This is a genomic window from Sphingomonas sp. 179-A 2A2 NHS, from assembly GCF_045371305.1.
GTDB lineage: Bacteria > Pseudomonadota > Alphaproteobacteria > Sphingomonadales > Sphingomonadaceae > Sphingomonas.
Genome location: NZ_JBIQDE010000001.1, coordinates 612,208 through 626,712, shown reverse-complemented (window position 1 = coordinate 626,712; position 14,505 = coordinate 612,208). Strand labels below are relative to the sequence as shown.

At 67.6% G+C, this 14,505-nt stretch carries 15 protein-coding genes; 7 read left to right on the top strand and 8 right to left on the bottom strand.

Annotation, left to right across the window (positions count from 1 at the left end; translation table 11 throughout):
- Window positions 1-90: 90 nt before the first annotated feature.
- Window positions 91-288 (bottom strand): DUF1192 domain-containing protein, encoded by a 198-nt coding sequence (locus tag ACH0AE_RS02930; protein WP_294443206.1) that lies wholly within the window; start codon window positions 286-288, stop codon window positions 91-93.
- 93 nt (window positions 289-381) lie between these two features.
- Between ACH0AE_RS02930 and ACH0AE_RS02925 the strand changes: the two genes are divergently transcribed.
- The 6 genes from ACH0AE_RS02925 (at window position 382) to ACH0AE_RS02900 (ending at window position 5,985) form a co-directional block, all read left to right on the top strand.
- A complete protein-coding gene (locus tag ACH0AE_RS02925) occupies window positions 382-1,383 on the top strand; it encodes an NAD(P)H-quinone oxidoreductase (RefSeq protein ID WP_294443205.1) in 1,002 nt (333 codons plus the stop codon).
- 8 nt (window positions 1,384-1,391) lie between these two features.
- Window positions 1,392-2,009: a glutathione S-transferase family protein gene (locus tag ACH0AE_RS02920; RefSeq protein WP_294443204.1), complete on the top strand. Its 618-nt coding sequence runs from the start codon at window positions 1,392-1,394 to the stop codon at window positions 2,007-2,009.
- Between the two features lie 81 nt (window positions 2,010-2,090).
- Window positions 2,091-2,978 (top strand): UDP-2,3-diacylglucosamine diphosphatase, encoded by an 888-nt coding sequence (locus ACH0AE_RS02915; RefSeq protein WP_294443214.1) that lies wholly within the window; start codon window positions 2,091-2,093, stop codon window positions 2,976-2,978.
- 5 nt (window positions 2,979-2,983) lie between these two features.
- Complete coding sequence (locus ACH0AE_RS02910) at window positions 2,984-4,000, top strand: glycosyltransferase family 1 protein (protein WP_294443203.1); 1,017 nt, start codon at window positions 2,984-2,986, stop codon at window positions 3,998-4,000.
- Between the two features lie 105 nt (window positions 4,001-4,105).
- Window positions 4,106-4,786, top strand: coding sequence for a DUF1013 domain-containing protein (locus ACH0AE_RS02905; RefSeq protein WP_294443202.1), 681 nt, complete (start codon window positions 4,106-4,108; stop codon window positions 4,784-4,786).
- 110 nt (window positions 4,787-4,896) lie between these two features.
- Window positions 4,897-5,985, top strand: a complete 1,089-nt coding sequence (locus ACH0AE_RS02900) for an MBL fold metallo-hydrolase (protein ID WP_294443201.1) — start codon at window positions 4,897-4,899, stop codon at window positions 5,983-5,985.
- A 57-nt stretch (window positions 5,986-6,042) separates the two neighbouring features.
- Here ACH0AE_RS02900 and purH read toward each other — a convergent pair whose 3' ends face one another.
- From purH to ACH0AE_RS02880, 4 genes are all read right to left on the bottom strand, one after another.
- Window positions 6,043-7,614: a bifunctional phosphoribosylaminoimidazolecarboxamide formyltransferase/IMP cyclohydrolase gene (gene purH / locus ACH0AE_RS02895; RefSeq protein ID WP_294443200.1), complete on the bottom strand. Its 1,572-nt coding sequence runs from the start codon at window positions 7,612-7,614 to the stop codon at window positions 6,043-6,045.
- A 156-nt stretch (window positions 7,615-7,770) separates the two neighbouring features.
- The gene (locus ACH0AE_RS02890; RefSeq protein WP_406875425.1) at window positions 7,771-9,504 is read right to left on the bottom strand and encodes a heparinase II/III family protein; all 1,734 of its coding nucleotides are present in this window, start codon (window positions 9,502-9,504) and stop codon (window positions 7,771-7,773) included.
- On the bottom strand, window positions 9,501-10,160 hold the full coding sequence (gene rpe, locus ACH0AE_RS02885) for a ribulose-phosphate 3-epimerase (protein WP_294443198.1): 660 nt from the start codon (window positions 10,158-10,160) through the stop codon (window positions 9,501-9,503). The genes ACH0AE_RS02890 and rpe overlap by 4 nt, the downstream gene beginning before the upstream one ends.
- A 121-nt stretch (window positions 10,161-10,281) precedes the next feature.
- Window positions 10,282-11,601 (bottom strand): RsmB/NOP family class I SAM-dependent RNA methyltransferase, encoded by a 1,320-nt coding sequence (locus ACH0AE_RS02880; RefSeq protein WP_294443213.1) that lies wholly within the window; start codon window positions 11,599-11,601, stop codon window positions 10,282-10,284.
- Between the two features lie 41 nt (window positions 11,602-11,642).
- Here ACH0AE_RS02880 and ACH0AE_RS02875 point away from each other — a divergent pair, with 41 nt between their 5' ends.
- Window positions 11,643-11,804: a DUF1674 domain-containing protein gene (locus ACH0AE_RS02875; RefSeq protein ID WP_294443197.1), complete on the top strand. Its 162-nt coding sequence runs from the start codon at window positions 11,643-11,645 to the stop codon at window positions 11,802-11,804.
- Here ACH0AE_RS02875 and ACH0AE_RS02870 read toward each other — a convergent pair.
- The 3 genes from ACH0AE_RS02870 to ACH0AE_RS02860 are packed head-to-tail and all read right to left on the bottom strand — an operon-like array spanning window position 11,801 to window position 14,375.
- Complete coding sequence (locus ACH0AE_RS02870) at window positions 11,801-12,574, bottom strand: nucleotidyltransferase family protein (RefSeq protein WP_294443196.1); 774 nt, start codon at window positions 12,572-12,574, stop codon at window positions 11,801-11,803. The two genes, ACH0AE_RS02875 and ACH0AE_RS02870, sit on opposite strands and share 4 nt — an antisense overlap.
- On the bottom strand, window positions 12,571-13,488 hold the full coding sequence (locus tag ACH0AE_RS02865) for a hypothetical protein (RefSeq protein WP_294443195.1): 918 nt from the start codon (window positions 13,486-13,488) through the stop codon (window positions 12,571-12,573). The genes ACH0AE_RS02870 and ACH0AE_RS02865 overlap by 4 nt, the downstream gene beginning before the upstream one ends.
- The gene (locus ACH0AE_RS02860; protein ID WP_294443193.1) at window positions 13,485-14,375 is read right to left on the bottom strand and encodes a diacylglycerol kinase family protein; all 891 of its coding nucleotides are present in this window, start codon (window positions 14,373-14,375) and stop codon (window positions 13,485-13,487) included. Before ACH0AE_RS02860 ends, ACH0AE_RS02865 begins: the two co-directional genes overlap by 4 nt.
- Between the last annotated feature and the right edge of the window lie 130 nt (window positions 14,376-14,505).

The window sequence follows — 14,505 nt, the reverse complement described above, 5'->3', positions numbered from 1 at the left end:
CCTTTCCGACAATGTCGTGATGGGAGGGCCCGGCATCAAGCGCTGGGGCTTCCACACTGGGAGCGATTGGCCAGCCCAGTGTGCCAGCGTTCATCGCTTGAATAACGCGTCGGCGCTTGCCCGGTGATTAACCGCGCTGTCGATCTTCCGCCGGCAGCGATCGATTTCGCCTTCCAGCGCGCCAATTCTCGCTTCGAGTTCGGTAACGGATAGACGATCGAGATCCTCGCGCAGTAACGCGGGCAGGGGATCGTCGGGCCGGGACCCAAGGATATCATCCAGATCCATGGGCTGCATCGTTGACCGCTGCAGGTGCGAAGTCAATAAGGCCGACGCCTACCAACCGGGCGGGGAAACCCGGGAAGCGGCGAGGGGATAGCAATGCACGATGTTCCGACGACGATGCTGGCGATTGATCCGGAGGCGCCAGGCGCGCCGGAGGTGCTGGTGCCCGTCGAACGGCCCGTGCCGACGCCCGCGGCGGGCGAGGTGCTGATTCGCGTCGCCGCCGCCGGGGTGAACCGGCCCGATGTATTGCAGCGCAAGGGCGGCTATCCGCCGCCGCCCGGCGCGCCCTCGATCCTCGGGCTGGAACTCGCCGGGGAAATCGTCGCGCTCGGCCCCGATGTCGGGCGCGAGATGCTTGGCCAGCGGGTCTGCGCGCTCGTCGCCGGCGGCGGCTATGCCGAATATGCCGTCGCACCCGCCGGCCAGTGCCTCCCGGTGCCGGAGGTGCTGTCGATGGAGGAAGCGGCGGCGCTGCCCGAAACGCTTTTCACCGTCTGGACCAACCTGTTCGAACGCGCCTTCGCGGTCGAGGGAGACACCGTGCTCGTCCACGGCGGCACCAGCGGCATCGGCACCATGGCGATCGCGCTCGCCAACATCTTCGGGCTGACGATCATCGTCACCGCCGGCTCCGACGACAAGGTCGCCGCGGCCAAGGCGCTGGGGGCCGATCACGCGATCAATTACAAGACCGAGGATTTCGTTACGCGCGTCGCCGAGATCACCGGCGGCAAGGGGTGCGCCGCGGTGCTCGACATGGTCGGGGGTGATTACGTCCCGCGCAACCTGAAGTGCCTCGCGGACGACGGTCGCCATGTCTCGATCGCGGTGCAGGGCGGGGCCACCGCCACCATCCCGATCTTCGAGGTGATGCGCCGCCGCCTGACGCTCACCGGCTCCACGCTTCGCGGCCGCGATACGGCGTTCAAGACGATGGTCGCGGACGAGCTTTCCCGCACCGTCTGGCCGCATGTCGAGGCGGGCAGGCTCCGCCCGGTGCTCGATCGCTGCTACCCGCTGGCCGAAGCTGCCGAGGCGCACCGCCGGATGGAGGCGGGCGATCATGTCGGCAAGATCGTCCTGACGATGAAGTGAGCGGGACGGTGGGTGCGCTGATCCTCCACGAAGACCCGGTCTCGGGCAATTGCTACAAGATCCGCCTCACCGCCGCGCATCTCGGCATCCCGATCGAGCGGCGCGCCTATGACATCCGCCGCGGGGAGACGCGCACCGCTTCGTTCCTGACTGGTGTGGACGCCGCCGGCCGGATCCCGGTCCTCCAGGTGGGAGATCGCTTCCTCCCCGAAAGCAATGCCGCCTGCGCCTATCTGGCGCACGGCAGCGCCCTGGCGCCCAGCGATCGCTTCGAGCATGCCGACATGCTCCGCTGGATGTTCTGGGAACAATATAGCCACGAACCCAATATCGCGACGCTTCGCTTCTGGCGGCACCTGGTCGGCGAGGCGAACCTCTCGCCCGCGCAGGCTGCGCTGGTGCCGGCCAAGGAAGTCGCCGGTCGCGAAGCGCTGAGCCTGATGGATCGGCACCTCGCCACTCGCGGCTGGTTCGTCGGCGAGCGCCTCACGCTCGCGGACATCACGCTCTACGCCTACACGCATCTGGCGGGCGAGGGCGGCTTCGACCTGTCGGCCCATCCCGCGCTCCGCGCCTGGCTCGCCCGCGTGGCGGCACAGCCGGGGCATATCGCCTTCGACGCCTGACTCGAAACCGTCACCGTGCTGTGACGTGGGCGTCACGGGGCGCCGCTATCGGCATCCGGCAGGGAGGGCCCCGCCATGCCGATGCAACCAACGCTCGCACCAGTGACGCTTGCCCCGATCTCCATGGCAGACGTCGCCGACCTCGCCGATTTCGCCAATTCGCGCCCGCATCTGCCCGAACGGATCGTCGAGCGGACCCGCTACCGCACGATCTGGATCAGCGACGTCCATCTCGGCACCCGCGGCTGCAACGCGCAGATGCTGATCGACTTCCTCGACCATGTCGACAGCGACACGATGTATCTGGTCGGCGACATCGTCGACGGGTGGCGACTGCGGCGGCGCTTCTTCTGGCCGGCGGCGCACAACGACGTCGTCTGGCGGCTGCTGAAGCGTGCCGGCCGCGGCACGCGGATGGTCTTCATCCCCGGCAACCACGACGAGGTGTTCCGCCAGTTCTGTGGCCTCGATTTCGGCGGCATCGCGATCCGCCGCAACGCCGTGCACGAGACCGCGGACGGGCGCCGCCTGCTGGTGCTCCACGGCGACGAGTTCGACGCGATCACCCTCGCGCACCGCTGGCTCGCGCATGTTGGGGACGGCGCCTACACGCTGCTGATGGCGGCGAACCGGCTGCTGAACGGCTGCCGCCGCCGCCTTGGCCTGCCTTATTGGTCGCTCAGCAAGCACGCCAAGGCGCGGGTGAAGAACGCCGTCGCCTTCATCTCCCGCTTCGAGGAGATCGTGGCGGAGGCCGCCGGCGCGCGAGGCGTCGACGGGGTGGTCTGCGGCCATATCCATACCGCGGAGATCCGCGAGATCGGCGGCGTCGCTTACTACAACGACGGTGACTGGGTGGAGAGCGCGACGGCGCTGGTCGAGCACGTGGACGGCCGGATGGAAATTCTCCACTGGGCGGACGTGATCGCCGCGCGCGATCGCACGCAGTCCCTCCTGCTGGCAGCCTGATCGCCATGCGGATCGCGATCGTCACGGATGCGTGGGCGCCGCAGGTCAATGGCGTCGTGCGCACGCTCGAATCGGTGATCGGCGAGCTTCGCGCGATGGGGCACGAGGTGCTGGCGATCACCCCCGCCGGCTTCCGCTCACTGCCTTGCCCGACCTATCCGGAAATCCGCCTCGCGATCGCGAATGCGGCCAGCGTCGGCCGCCGGATCGCGGCGTTCGGCGCTGAGGCGGTTCATATCGCTACCGAGGGGCCGCTCGGGCTCGCCGCGCGGCGTTCATGTCTCGACCATCGCCGGCCATTCACGACCGCTTATCACACACAATTTCCCGAATATGTACGGGCGCGCACGGGTGCTGACCCCGCCTGGGTATGGCGTTTCATCCGCTGGTTCCACCAGCCGGCCGACGCGATCCTCGTCTCCACCCCCACGATAGAGGCCGTGCTGAGGGCGCAGGGCCTCCACCGCATCCGCCGCTGGGGCCGCGGCGTCTCCTCCGATTTCACACCTGATGGCAAGGTTGATCCCACCCTCGCCGTGCTCCCTCGTCCGCTGCTGTTGTACGTTGGCCGGGTCGCGGTGGAGAAAAATATTGAGGCTTTCCTGCGTGTTGCCGTTACGGGCAGCAAGGCCGTGGTCGGCGACGGCCCGGCGCTCGCTGGCCTGCGCCAGCGATTCCCCACCGCCCATTTCCTCGGCCCCCGCACCGGCACCGCTCTCGCCGCCTGCTACCGCACCGCCGACGTCCTCGTCTTCCCCAGCCGCACCGACACGTTCGGCCTCGTGATGATCGAGGCCCTCGCCTGCGGCACCCCCGTCGCCGCTTATCCCGTACCCGGCCCCCTCGACGTCCTGACGCCGGAAACGGGCGCGATGCACCCGGATCTAGCTCAGGCGATCGCGCAGGCACTGGCACTGGATCGCACCGCTTGCGCGGTGGCCGGCGCCGGCTTCACCTGGCGCGCGAGCGCCGAACAGTTCCTGTCCGCGCTGATCCCGATCAAGATCCCGCGGGCTGCGTGACTTGCAACGCTTGCCCTTAGCGGCCCACCGCATTAGATCATCGCAGGTTAAGCGGCCGCTCCGGTAAGGGGCGGCCCTATTTGTTTATACCGAAAGGCTTTTCGCATGGCCCAGCCGCTCATGCCCCACGCGACCGCTTCGTGGCTGGTCGACAATACGTCGCTCACCTTTGAGCAGATTGCGGAGTTCTGCGGGCTTCACATTCTTGAAGTGCAGGCGATCGCCGACGACACGGCCGCTACGAAGCTGACCGGCCGTGATCCCGTCCGTGCCCACGAAGTGACCCAGGACGAGATCGAGCGCGGTCAGGCGGATCCCAACTATCGCCTGAAGATGACCAAGGGGCCCGAGCAGGTCCGCCGCACCAAGGGCCCGCGCTACACGCCGGTCTCCAAGCGACAGGACAAGCCGGACGGCATCGCCTGGATCATTCGCAACCATCCGGAAATCAGCGACGGCGCAATCTCCAACCTGATCGGCACCACCCGCACGACCATCGCGGCGATTCGCGATCGCTCGCACTGGAACATCAGCAACATCACGCCGAAGGATCCGGTGACGCTGGGCCTCACCACCCAGCGCGAGCTGGATGCTGCGGTCGCCAAGGCCGCCAAGAGCGCCGGCGTCGAGGCGCAGCCGGTCGACACGCGCCTCGATGGCGATCGCGAAGCGCTGATCGAACAGTTGCGTGCCGAGCGCCAGCAGGCGGCGCGCGACGCGGAGCTCGCGGGCGACGAAGGCGTGCCCACTGCCAAGTCGCTGTTCGACGATCCTTTCCGCCGCTAATTGGTTTGTCCGCGGCGCGCAGATGATCGGCCAGCGCCGCGGACCGCAAAAGACACGAACGGCAACAATCCTCTCGACGTAACGAATGTTATGCTGATAGCGTTGCCTGCATGGCAACGGCATATCTACGCACGTTGATCGGGGATGAGGGGCTGACGCCCACCAGTTGGGCCGGTCTTACCTTTCCATTCGGCGATCGTGGACCGCAGCCGGGCGAATTGCTGACCGTGATGGACGGCATTCGCTGGTGGCGCGTGCCGATGTCCGGGCCGCTGAAGCACGTCAATGGCCTGATCCTGGACGATGGCCTTGATCTGCTGGCGATCGATACCGGCACAGCCAGCCCGCGCTCGACCGAGGCGTGGCGAACGATCCTCGATGGTCCGCTCAGCGGCAGTCGGATCGGGCGGATCCTTTGCACCCATATGCATCCCGATCACGTCGGCCTGGCGGGCTGGCTGTCCCGTCGCTTCGACGATGCCGCTATCGTCATGACCCGCACCGAATGGCTGATGGTGCGGATGCTGGCGGCCGATGCGCAGCCGGAGGTGCCGGCCGAGCAGATCGCCTTCTGGCGTGGCGCCGGGTGGGACGAGGAGCAGGTGGCGCACGGCACGTCGCGCGGCTGGTCCAGCTTCGGCAAGTCGATCGCGCGCATGCCGGTGGCATACACTCGCATCCAGGACGGCGAGGTGATGCGCATCGGTGGCAGCGACTGGCACGTCGTTACCGGAAGCGGCCACAGCCCCGAGCATGCGTGCCTCATCGATTACGATCGGCGGGTGCTGATCGCTGGCGATCAGGTGCTGCCGAAGATCAGTTCGAACGTGTCGATGCACGTCAGCCAGACCAACGAGGACCCGCTGGGTGACTGGCTGCGCTCGATCGAGCGGTTCAAGCAACTGCCGGACGATCTGCTCGTCCTGCCGGGGCACGGTGATCCCTTCTACGGGCTCCACACGCGGCTGGACGCGCTCGCGACCGAGCATCTCGATCGACTCGATGCGATCGTCGACCTGATGGCGGCCGGACCGGTGCGCGCCGTCGACTGCTTCAAGGTTCTCTTCCGCCGGCCAATCGGCCTCGACGTCATCGGCATGGCGACCGGGGAAGCGCTGGCGCACCTTCGGCGATTGGAACTCGAAGGCCGCGCGATCCGCGAGGAGCGCGACGGCACCTGGTGGTTCGCCCGCAGCTAGACGCTGCTTGCCGTCACGCCGGAGACAGCCCGGAGTGACGGCTGGTCAAGCGGCGCCTCAGTGGCGGAAGTGGCGCATGCCGGTGAAGATCATTGCGAGGCCAGCTTCGTCGGCGGCAGCGATCACTTCCGCGTCGCGGATCGAGCCGCCCGGCTGGATCACAGCCGTCGCGCCCGCTTCGACCGCCGCAAGCAGGCCGTCGGCGAAGGGGAAGAAAGCGTCCGAGGCCACGGCCGACCCGATCGTGCGCGGCTCGCTCCACCCGGCCTTGTCGGCCGCGTCCTTCGCCTTCCATGCGGCGATGCGCGCGGATTCGAGCCGGTTCATCTGCCCCGCGCCGACCCCCGCCGTGCTGCCGTCCTTGGCATAGACGATCGCGTTCGACTTGACGTGCTTCGCCACCGTCCAGGCGAAGCGGCAGTCGGCCAGCTCCTGCGGCGTCGGCTGACGCTTGGTCACCACCTTCAGCATGTCTTCCGACAGCAGGCCGTTGTCGCGCGACTGGACCAGCCAGCCGCCGGTGATCGTCTTCGCGGTCAGCCCGGCCCGCTTCGGATCGGGCAGCGCGCCCGTCAGCAGCAAGCGGAGGTTCTTCTTCGCCGCAAACAGCGCGATCGCTTCCTCATCGGCTTCCGGCGCCACCACCACTTCGGTGAAGATGCCGGTGATCGCCTTGGCAGTCGCGGCATCCAGCGGCCGATTGAGGGCAATGATCCCGCCGAACGCAGACACGGTGTCGCAAGCAAACGCCGCCTCATAGGCTTCGGCCAACGTGGCGCCGGTCGCCACGCCACACGGGTTGGCGTGTTTGACGATGACGCAGGTCGGGTCCGCATCGCGGAACTCGCTGACGAGTTCCAGCGCGGCGTCGGCATCGTTGAGGTTGTTGTAGCTCAGCTCCTTGCCCTGGACCTGGCGGGCTTGACCGATGCCCGGGGTGGACAAGCCAGCGTGGCGATAGAAGGCAGCCTGCTGATGCGGGTTCTCGCCATAACGCAATACGGTGGGTGCCTCGAGCGTGAAGGGCAGGGTAGCCGGGAACTGCTCGCCCTGATCCGACAGACCGAACCAGCTGGCGATCATCGAATCGTAAGTGGCGGTCGCCGCGAATGCCTTGGCCGCGAGGCGCTTGCGCTCCTCCAGCGTCGTCTCGCCGCGCGCCACGATTGCGTAGTCGGCCGGATCGGTGACGATCGCGACATAAGCGTGGTTCTTGGCGGCCGAGCGCACCATGCTGGGCCCGCCGATGTCGATATTCTCGATCACTTCCGGACGATCGGCGCCCTTCGCGACCGTCTGGGCGAAAGGATAGAGATTCACGACGACCAGATCGATCGCGCCGATGCCATGCTCTTCCATTGCTGCGGCATGGGCCGCGTCATCGCGCACCGCGAGCAGCCCGCCGTGAACCATCGGGTGCAGCGTCTTCACGCGGCCGTCCATCATCTCGGGAAAGCCGGTGAGATCCGATACGTCACGCACCTCCAGACCGGCCTCGCGCAGTGCCTTGGCCGTGCCGCCGGTGGAAACCAGCTCGACCCCCTTGGCAGAAAGCGTGGTGGCGAATTCGACGATGCCGCTCTTGTCGGATACGGACAGCAGGGCGCGGCGAATGGGAATGGTGGTCATGACACTCTTTTCCGCTTCTCCCGTCGGGGAGCAGCAAGGGGTGGGTGAGCGGCGATCGAGCAGCAGGCCCGGTGCGTCGCATTCGACGCGCGCTCCCCTAGCGGGCCGGAGCCGTTGCCCCAAGCCTCGACAAGCATTGACGGACGAGAAAAGCGCCTAGCGCGCTCGCTTCAGGCTCCAGCTGACGGTCGCGCCGCCTGCCTCGGCAGCCCCCGCGATCACCAATTGCTGAGTGGCGACCGGTCGGCCGTCCGAGTCGATCCACAGGCTTTCCTCGATCGCGAGCGATTCGCCGCGGCTGCGGAACTGCCAGATTGCGCCGCCCGGTACGCGCAGCACGGCGCCCAGGCTGTCTGCGGTCGGTGAAGCCTCGACGCCCGGGCCAAGATGGAAGCGGATCGTGAACGGCGTCGTACCCGTCCGGCGGCGGCGCCCCTGAGGCAGGAGAACGTCGTCGCCGCGCAATTCACGTCCCTCGGCGGTCAGGATCAGCTGTCGTCGATGCACGAAACCGAAGCGACGCACATAGCCGTCGTGGCTGGCCTCGATCCGGCTGGCATTTTCCGATTCCTGGCGGCTGAGCTCAAGCTCGGCTACCCCGCGGCCCAGCGTGCCGTCGGAGTGGATCGCGGTGGAGTTGCTGTCGGCAAGTGTCAGCGTCGAGTGGGCGGCGGTCGTGCGCAGCCCCTCGATCAGCGGCGTCGGCAGGCGGGCGTCCGCCGCGCGCGCGCCGCCGCAGTTGACGATGATGCGTGCCGCGCCGTCCGAGAACTCGAAGGCGAGGGTGGACGCGCAGCCGCCCTCCACGACGCGGGCAACCGGCGGGGGCGCTGCGTCCATGATGAGGACGGTGGTGCCGGCGGTCAGCCGCTGATAGCCCCAGTCGCGCGCCTGGCGCAGCGGGCGGGTGCGCACGCCGCTGGCGGTAATCACTTGGGCGACCTGCTCCGCCGGAACGGGGCCGCCACCCTGCCAGCTCGAAAGCCCACGATCCGCGTGGCAGACGCCGAGCAATGCCGGGACCATGCGGGCGAGCGCTTCCTCCATGACCTCGGGCAGGAGAAGCCGGCGCGCCGCGTAGGTTTCCCGCAGCATGGCGAGCAGCATGACGATGTCGAGCAACGCTTCTGGCGAGCGGCTGACGACTCCGCCATCCTCGAACAAGGCGGAGCCGAGTGCACGGGATAGGCCGCTTTCGCCAAATGCGCGACGAGGGTCGCCGCCCGGGATCAACAGCCCGGCCGCGATCACGCCGCACCACGCTGCGACGCGGGCATTGCCGGCCGGCGCCTTGTCCGCGCTGCCGTCGATGTGCCGGGCCCCACGCGCGAGGGCGTTCAGCACCTTCGAGCGGTAGATGAGGTCGGTCGAGGAAAGGATCAGCGGGGCATGCGCGGTCCAGAACAGGATGCGGCGGCCCCACAGGTCCGGGCGCCAAGCCTGCGCGGTGATCTTCTCACCGTGCGCCGCCAGCCAGCGCTCCATCAGCCCTTCTGCGACTGGCGCCGCCTGGGCGCGGGTCGCCACACTGGAGAGGTCCCGAAGCCACGCAAAGCTGTGGACATAATCGGCCATGGCTGGTCGCGGCGCGAAGCTGCGCAGGTCCAGACCCTCGATGACATGGCTTTCGCCGCGGAACGAAAGCTTGCCCGCAAGCAGCGCCTGCCCTCGCTCCACGTCACCGAACAGCGGATCGTCCGGCACAGCGATCAGCTTCAGCGGGTACCGCCCCTTCAGACGGATGCTGTGGATCGGCGTGCGCCAGGTCAGGCGGTGGAAGCGATCCGTCAGCCGTTCGGCGAGCGACAGGCCCTTGTCGCCGCCAGCCCGCACCAGCCGCTTGCCTTCGTCGATCCCGTCGGCGGCAGGAGTCTCCGCGGTTGGTTTCATCCGCCTCGCAGCGTCCGGATATTGTCGGCGTAGGCGGACGGCCCGCCACGGAAGGTGGCGGTGCCCGCGACGAGCGCGTCGGCGCCGGCGCTGATCGCCAGCGGCGCCGTGCGCTGATCGATCCCGCCATCCACCTCAAGGTCGATATCCCGGCCACTCGCGTCGATCATCCGGCGGATCGCCTCGATCTTGCGCAACTGGTTGTCGATGAAGCTCTGGCCGCCGAAGCCGGGATTGACGCTCATCACCAGCACTAAATCGACCATGTCGATAAGGTAATCCAGCATCTTGGCCGGCGTGCCCGGATTCAGCACCACGCCCGCCCGCTTGCCCAGCGACTTGATGTGCTGAAGCGAGCGGTGGATGTGCGGGCCCGCCTCCGGGTGGATGGTGATCGTGTCGGCGCCCGCCTCCGCAAAGGCATCGAGATAGGCGTCGATCGGCGAGATCATCAGGTGGACGTCGAACGGCTTGGTCGTATGCGGGCGAAGCGCCTTCACCACGGCGGGGCCGATGGTGATGTTGGGCACGAAATGGCCGTCCATGACATCGACATGGATCCAATCGGCCCCAGCCGCATCGATCGCGCGGATTTCCTCGCCCAGTTTCGCAAAGTCGGCGGACAGGATCGAGGGGGCAATACGGACAGGCTTCAACGGTCTACTCGCAATGTGTTTCGATCGTGCTTGCACCGGCTGCGCACCGGGAGCGGCGGCGCAATCGACAGGGCAAGACCCGAACGTCGGGATGACGTTCAATGCTTAACGTGCGTTTCGATCAGGCGGAAGCGCGCACGAGCCGGACAATGAAAAAGCCGTCGCATCCGCCAAGGCCGGCAAGGGTCCCAGGGAGGGTGCGGATGAACCCGTCGGCCTGCGCGGTGATGCCGTCGGGAAGCTCACTGGGCTCGGGCGCCTGGACACGATAGTCCGGATGGTTGGTAAGGAAGCGGGCCAGTTGCTCTTCGCCTTCCGCCGGCTCAAGCGAGCAGGTGGCATAAACCAGTCGGCCGCCCGGGCGGACCCAGGACGCGGCACGCGTGAGCAGTTTTGTCTGGAGTGCGGCCATTTCCGCAATGACGCCGTGGTGAGCGCGGTACAGCACGTCCGGATGGCGCCGGAAAATGCCGGTTGCGCTGCATGGTGCGTCGAGCAGCAGGGCATCGACCGGGGCTTCCGGTTCCCACGCCAGCGCGTCGGCGATCACCACCTTCGCTTTCAGCTGCGTGCGGGCGAGGTTCTCATGAAGACGCGCCGCACGTGCCGGAGCGATCTCCAGCGCCGTCACGTCCCACCCGGCAGCCGCGAGTTGCATCGTCTTTCCGCCCGGCGCGGCGCACAGATCGAGCGCGGCGCCCGGCCCGCGCCCCAGCAACCGCGCCGGCAGCGATGCGGCGAGATCCTGCACCCACCAGTTCCCTTCGGCGAACCCCGGCAACTGCGTAACGGGCGGAGCATTGTGCAGGCGGCGATGATTCGGCGCGAGCGAAACCCCGTCAGGCGAAGTGCCGTCTGGAGCAGCGAGGGTGATGTCGAGCGGTGGCGGTGTCGCGATCGCCTGTGCGGCTGCCTCGATCATGTCACTGCCCCAGGCGCTCCGCCAGCGGTCCTCGACCGCGTCCGGAAGCGTCGGCGCGGGCGGCAGGGCGCCGCCGCCGCGGGTGAGGGAGCCGAACACGCCATGGACGAGCTTGCGCGGCCCCCCGTCCACCAATGGCAGGACGGTAGCGATGGCAGCATGCGGCGGTGTGCCGAGTGCGAGCGTCTGCACCAGGGCGATCCGCAGCGCGGCCCGCGCCTTGGCGTCGTGCGGAAGCCGCTGACGAGTGGCGGAGTCGATCAGCGCATCAAGATCCGGCAGGCGCCGCAGCGTCTCTGCGGCAATGGCGTGGGCCAGGCCGCGATCATTGGCTTCCTTCAGGTCACGCGTCGCCGCGGGCAACGCCGCCTCGAGCGGGTCGCCCCGGCGAAGCACTGCGTCAAGCAGTCGAAGTGCCGCGCGACGGGCGGGAGTACCCGGCGGATCGGCCGGACGACGGGCATTGCGGTTGGTGGCGTCCTGAGAGGGGCGGCGTGGGGGCTTGGCGGTGACCGACATCGCGCCCATGTGGCGGTTGAACGCCGCAACCGGAAGAGCCGATGTCAAAACGCCCGCCCCATGTGAAACCGCCAGCGTATCTGACGCCTAACAAACCGGTGCCCAAGCCTGCGGAAGCTCCACGGCCGGCGGAGGATCCTCTGGGTCGCGACCCCGTGCGCTATGGCGATTGGGAGAAGAAGGGAATTGCCGTCGATTTCTAGGCTGGGACGCTTGCGGGCTGAAGGGGGGCTTCGACCAGCGATCGGACCAGATCGAGGTCCGCCGGCTTGTCGACATCGACTGCCGCAAGGCCCCAACGGCTCGGCACCATCGCGATGCGGGCACCTAGACGGTCGCCCACGTGGTCCAGCGCCGTGGCGATCGATAATCGACCGGTGATGTACCGCAGAAGCAAGCGCGGGCCGAGCCGCCGGACGATGCGCCACGGTTTCTTCCGATCCGCCTCGACACCTTGCCAGAAATCGATCACGCGCATGGCGTGCGGCGTCGCGAGATAGAAGAGATTGCACCCCGACCAGGCGCCATCGGCAAACCGCAGATAGGTGCGTTCCGTACCGGGCACATCGCGCTCGATCACCGCCCGCTCAGCGAGGAGCATGGCCACGTCAGCGTCCGATGGGACTCGCCCGAGAAAGTCGCTCACCAATCGCGCCTCGAGCAACGCGTGATCGGCCGTCGTGACGAGCAGCGGCGCGCCGAGCAGCTCAAATCCCAGCGCCGCGCTTCGGCTCGGGCCCGGGGCAGCGTCCACCGCTTCGGCACCGAGCGTTGCCGCATGATCCTTCACCGCGGTTGACGAGGCGACGATAAGAATTCGGCTGGCGCCCGCCTCGCGCAGCGCGTCGGTTACCCGGTGCAGCATCGTGCGCCCGCCGACCTCGATCATCGCCTTGTCCGCGACGCCGGCATAAGCGGCTGCCGGATCCGCCCCGCCGCGTGACCCGGCGAGGACCAACGCATTGAATGTCATAATGTCCGCGCGCGAAGCACCCGCCAGATAACGGAGAACGACGCCAGGATCGGATGCCGCTCACGCCAGGGCGTCAACTCGATCGCGACGCCGGTATGGCGATGCACCTTCCACGCGCCGTAACGCGCGGCACCATCGAACGTGAAGGCAGCCTTGATCAGGCGCGCCACGTTGAGAAGCTTGCCCGTGTCGGCCCGGTAGAGCCATGCCTGTGCCGTGGCCCGGCCCAGATCGAAGGCGAAGCCCGGCGCCAGCAAACCGTCCGCTTCCTCGAACTCCACGCCGGCCGCCTCCCAGGCAATCGGTAGCAGGCGGGTGTAGCGATCCGGATCGTGCATCAGGATCACTGCCTCGCGCCCGGGCGGCTCGACCCGAAGCTCGGCACGATAGGTTTCGCGGAACAGCGCCAGCCAGAAATCCCGCGGCTCACCCCGCGACGGGCCGAGCACTGCCGCAAACCGCGCAGCCGTCATGATCGAATCGGCGACGGCCCGAACGACGCGGTGCTTGATCGTTGGATCGGCCTGCCACACCAAGGCGGCGGGCTGGACGAATCGCGTCCAGATCGTCGTATCCAGCATGTGGCCGCGCGCCGCCATTTCGAACGTGCTGATCGGCATGGTGGCGACCTTGGCGCGGATCGTACGACCGTCGACGACGACCTCGTGATAGCTGACGTCCGGCCAAAGCCAGCGGATCCCAAGGCGGCGGATCGCCTTGCCGACAGGCTGGCTGGTCAGCACGTAGAAATCGAGCACCCCGTCGAAGTCGCCGGTGCGCAGCGTCGAGCCATAATAGAGGATCGCGACGCCATGGAGATCGCGCGCCAGCTGGCTCGCCACGGCCTCCACTTCGGGCTCGACATGCACGTCGAGTTCGCCCGTGACGAAGGTGATGAGGGCGGCGTCCGTCATGGCACCACAAATGCCACAGGGGCGCCCTGCCGCAAGATTAGGTCACCGCCCGGAAAGGTCTCCCCGTCGAGGACGAAGCCGCCCTCCATCGAAAGCTGCAGCTGCCGCATGTCATGCCGGTGGTAGCCGGCACGCTCGAGCCATGCCCATTGCGCGCCGGTCAGGATGGCAGGAAGGGCGCGCAGTACATGCGAAGCCGGCGCGTCGATGCGCAGCATCTTCATGCCCAGTCGCTCTTGGCCGAACGGCTTGATGCGCAGCGGCATCCGTCCAAGCGTGGAGGCGAGGATCAGATATTGCGGGCCGTCGACTGCCTCCTCCGCATCCCATGCGAGGCGCATATGCTCTCCGCTCCGCCAGGGGTTGTGCGGCTTGCCGAATACCGTTTGTCCCACGCCCGCGGCGATCGACATGCCGACCGCCAACCCATTGAAGGCACCGATCCGATGCGCTCCCTGGGCGGTCTTCGTAGCACGCAGATAGGCGCCGGCCCCGAAAATGAACCCACACAGATCGACACGGCCATCACGGATGATCTCGATCGGCGTCCGCTCCGCCGTCCGGCCGGTGGCAGCCGCGGCCACCGCATCGTCCAGGGTCCAGCGTGAGGAGATGCCAAGGTCCAGCGCCAGCGCGTTCGTCTTGCCGGACGGCACGATCGCCATGCTCGGTCGAAAGCGGGGAAAGTGGCGCGCGATGATCGACAGTATGTCCCGAACGGTGCCGTCCCCGCCCTCGACGATCAGCGTGTCGATGCCTTTGTCGACAAAGCTGCCGAGCACGGAGTGAAGTTCGTCATGGGTGCGGGGGATGACGCGGTCACATCCGTCGATCACCAACGGGAAGTCCCGGCCGATGTTGTGGCGGGCGCGTGCGTTATGAATCACGCCGATACGCGGAGTTCGGCCGGTCTTAATGGAACCGGGTTTGACCTGCGGGGGAGTGCGACGATCCGCTGACATGGCGGCGCTCAACTTGGATGCCGATGGCATCGGGGACGCCTCGGCCCTATCCAAA

What these genes read in the sequence shown, in the direction of transcription:
- ACH0AE_RS02930 (WP_294443206.1), bottom strand. Translation starts at nt 288, where the DNA reads ATGGATCTGGATGATATCCTTGGGTCCCGGCCCGACGATCCCCTGCCC.
- ACH0AE_RS02925 (WP_294443205.1), top strand. Translation starts at nt 382, where the DNA reads ATGCACGATGTTCCGACGACGATGCTGGCGATTGATCCGGAGGCGCCA.
- ACH0AE_RS02915 (WP_294443214.1), top strand. Translation starts at nt 2,091, where the DNA reads ATGCAACCAACGCTCGCACCAGTGACGCTTGCCCCGATCTCCATGGCA.
- ACH0AE_RS02910 (WP_294443203.1), top strand. Translation starts at nt 2,984, where the DNA reads ATGCGGATCGCGATCGTCACGGATGCGTGGGCGCCGCAGGTCAATGGC.
- ACH0AE_RS02905 (WP_294443202.1), top strand. Translation starts at nt 4,106, where the DNA reads ATGGCCCAGCCGCTCATGCCCCACGCGACCGCTTCGTGGCTGGTCGAC.
- ACH0AE_RS02900 (WP_294443201.1), top strand. Translation starts at nt 4,897, where the DNA reads ATGGCAACGGCATATCTACGCACGTTGATCGGGGATGAGGGGCTGACG.
- purH (WP_294443200.1), bottom strand. Translation starts at nt 7,614, where the DNA reads ATGACCACCATTCCCATTCGCCGCGCCCTGCTGTCCGTATCCGACAAG.
- ACH0AE_RS02890 (WP_406875425.1), bottom strand. Translation starts at nt 9,504, where the DNA reads ATGAAACCAACCGCGGAGACTCCTGCCGCCGACGGGATCGACGAAGGC.
- ACH0AE_RS02880 (WP_294443213.1), bottom strand. Translation starts at nt 11,601, where the DNA reads ATGTCGGTCACCGCCAAGCCCCCACGCCGCCCCTCTCAGGACGCCACC.
- ACH0AE_RS02875 (WP_294443197.1), top strand. Translation starts at nt 11,643, where the DNA reads ATGTCAAAACGCCCGCCCCATGTGAAACCGCCAGCGTATCTGACGCCT.
- ACH0AE_RS02870 (WP_294443196.1), bottom strand. Translation starts at nt 12,574, where the DNA reads ATGACATTCAATGCGTTGGTCCTCGCCGGGTCACGCGGCGGGGCGGAT.
- ACH0AE_RS02865 (WP_294443195.1), bottom strand. Translation starts at nt 13,488, where the DNA reads ATGACGGACGCCGCCCTCATCACCTTCGTCACGGGCGAACTCGACGTG.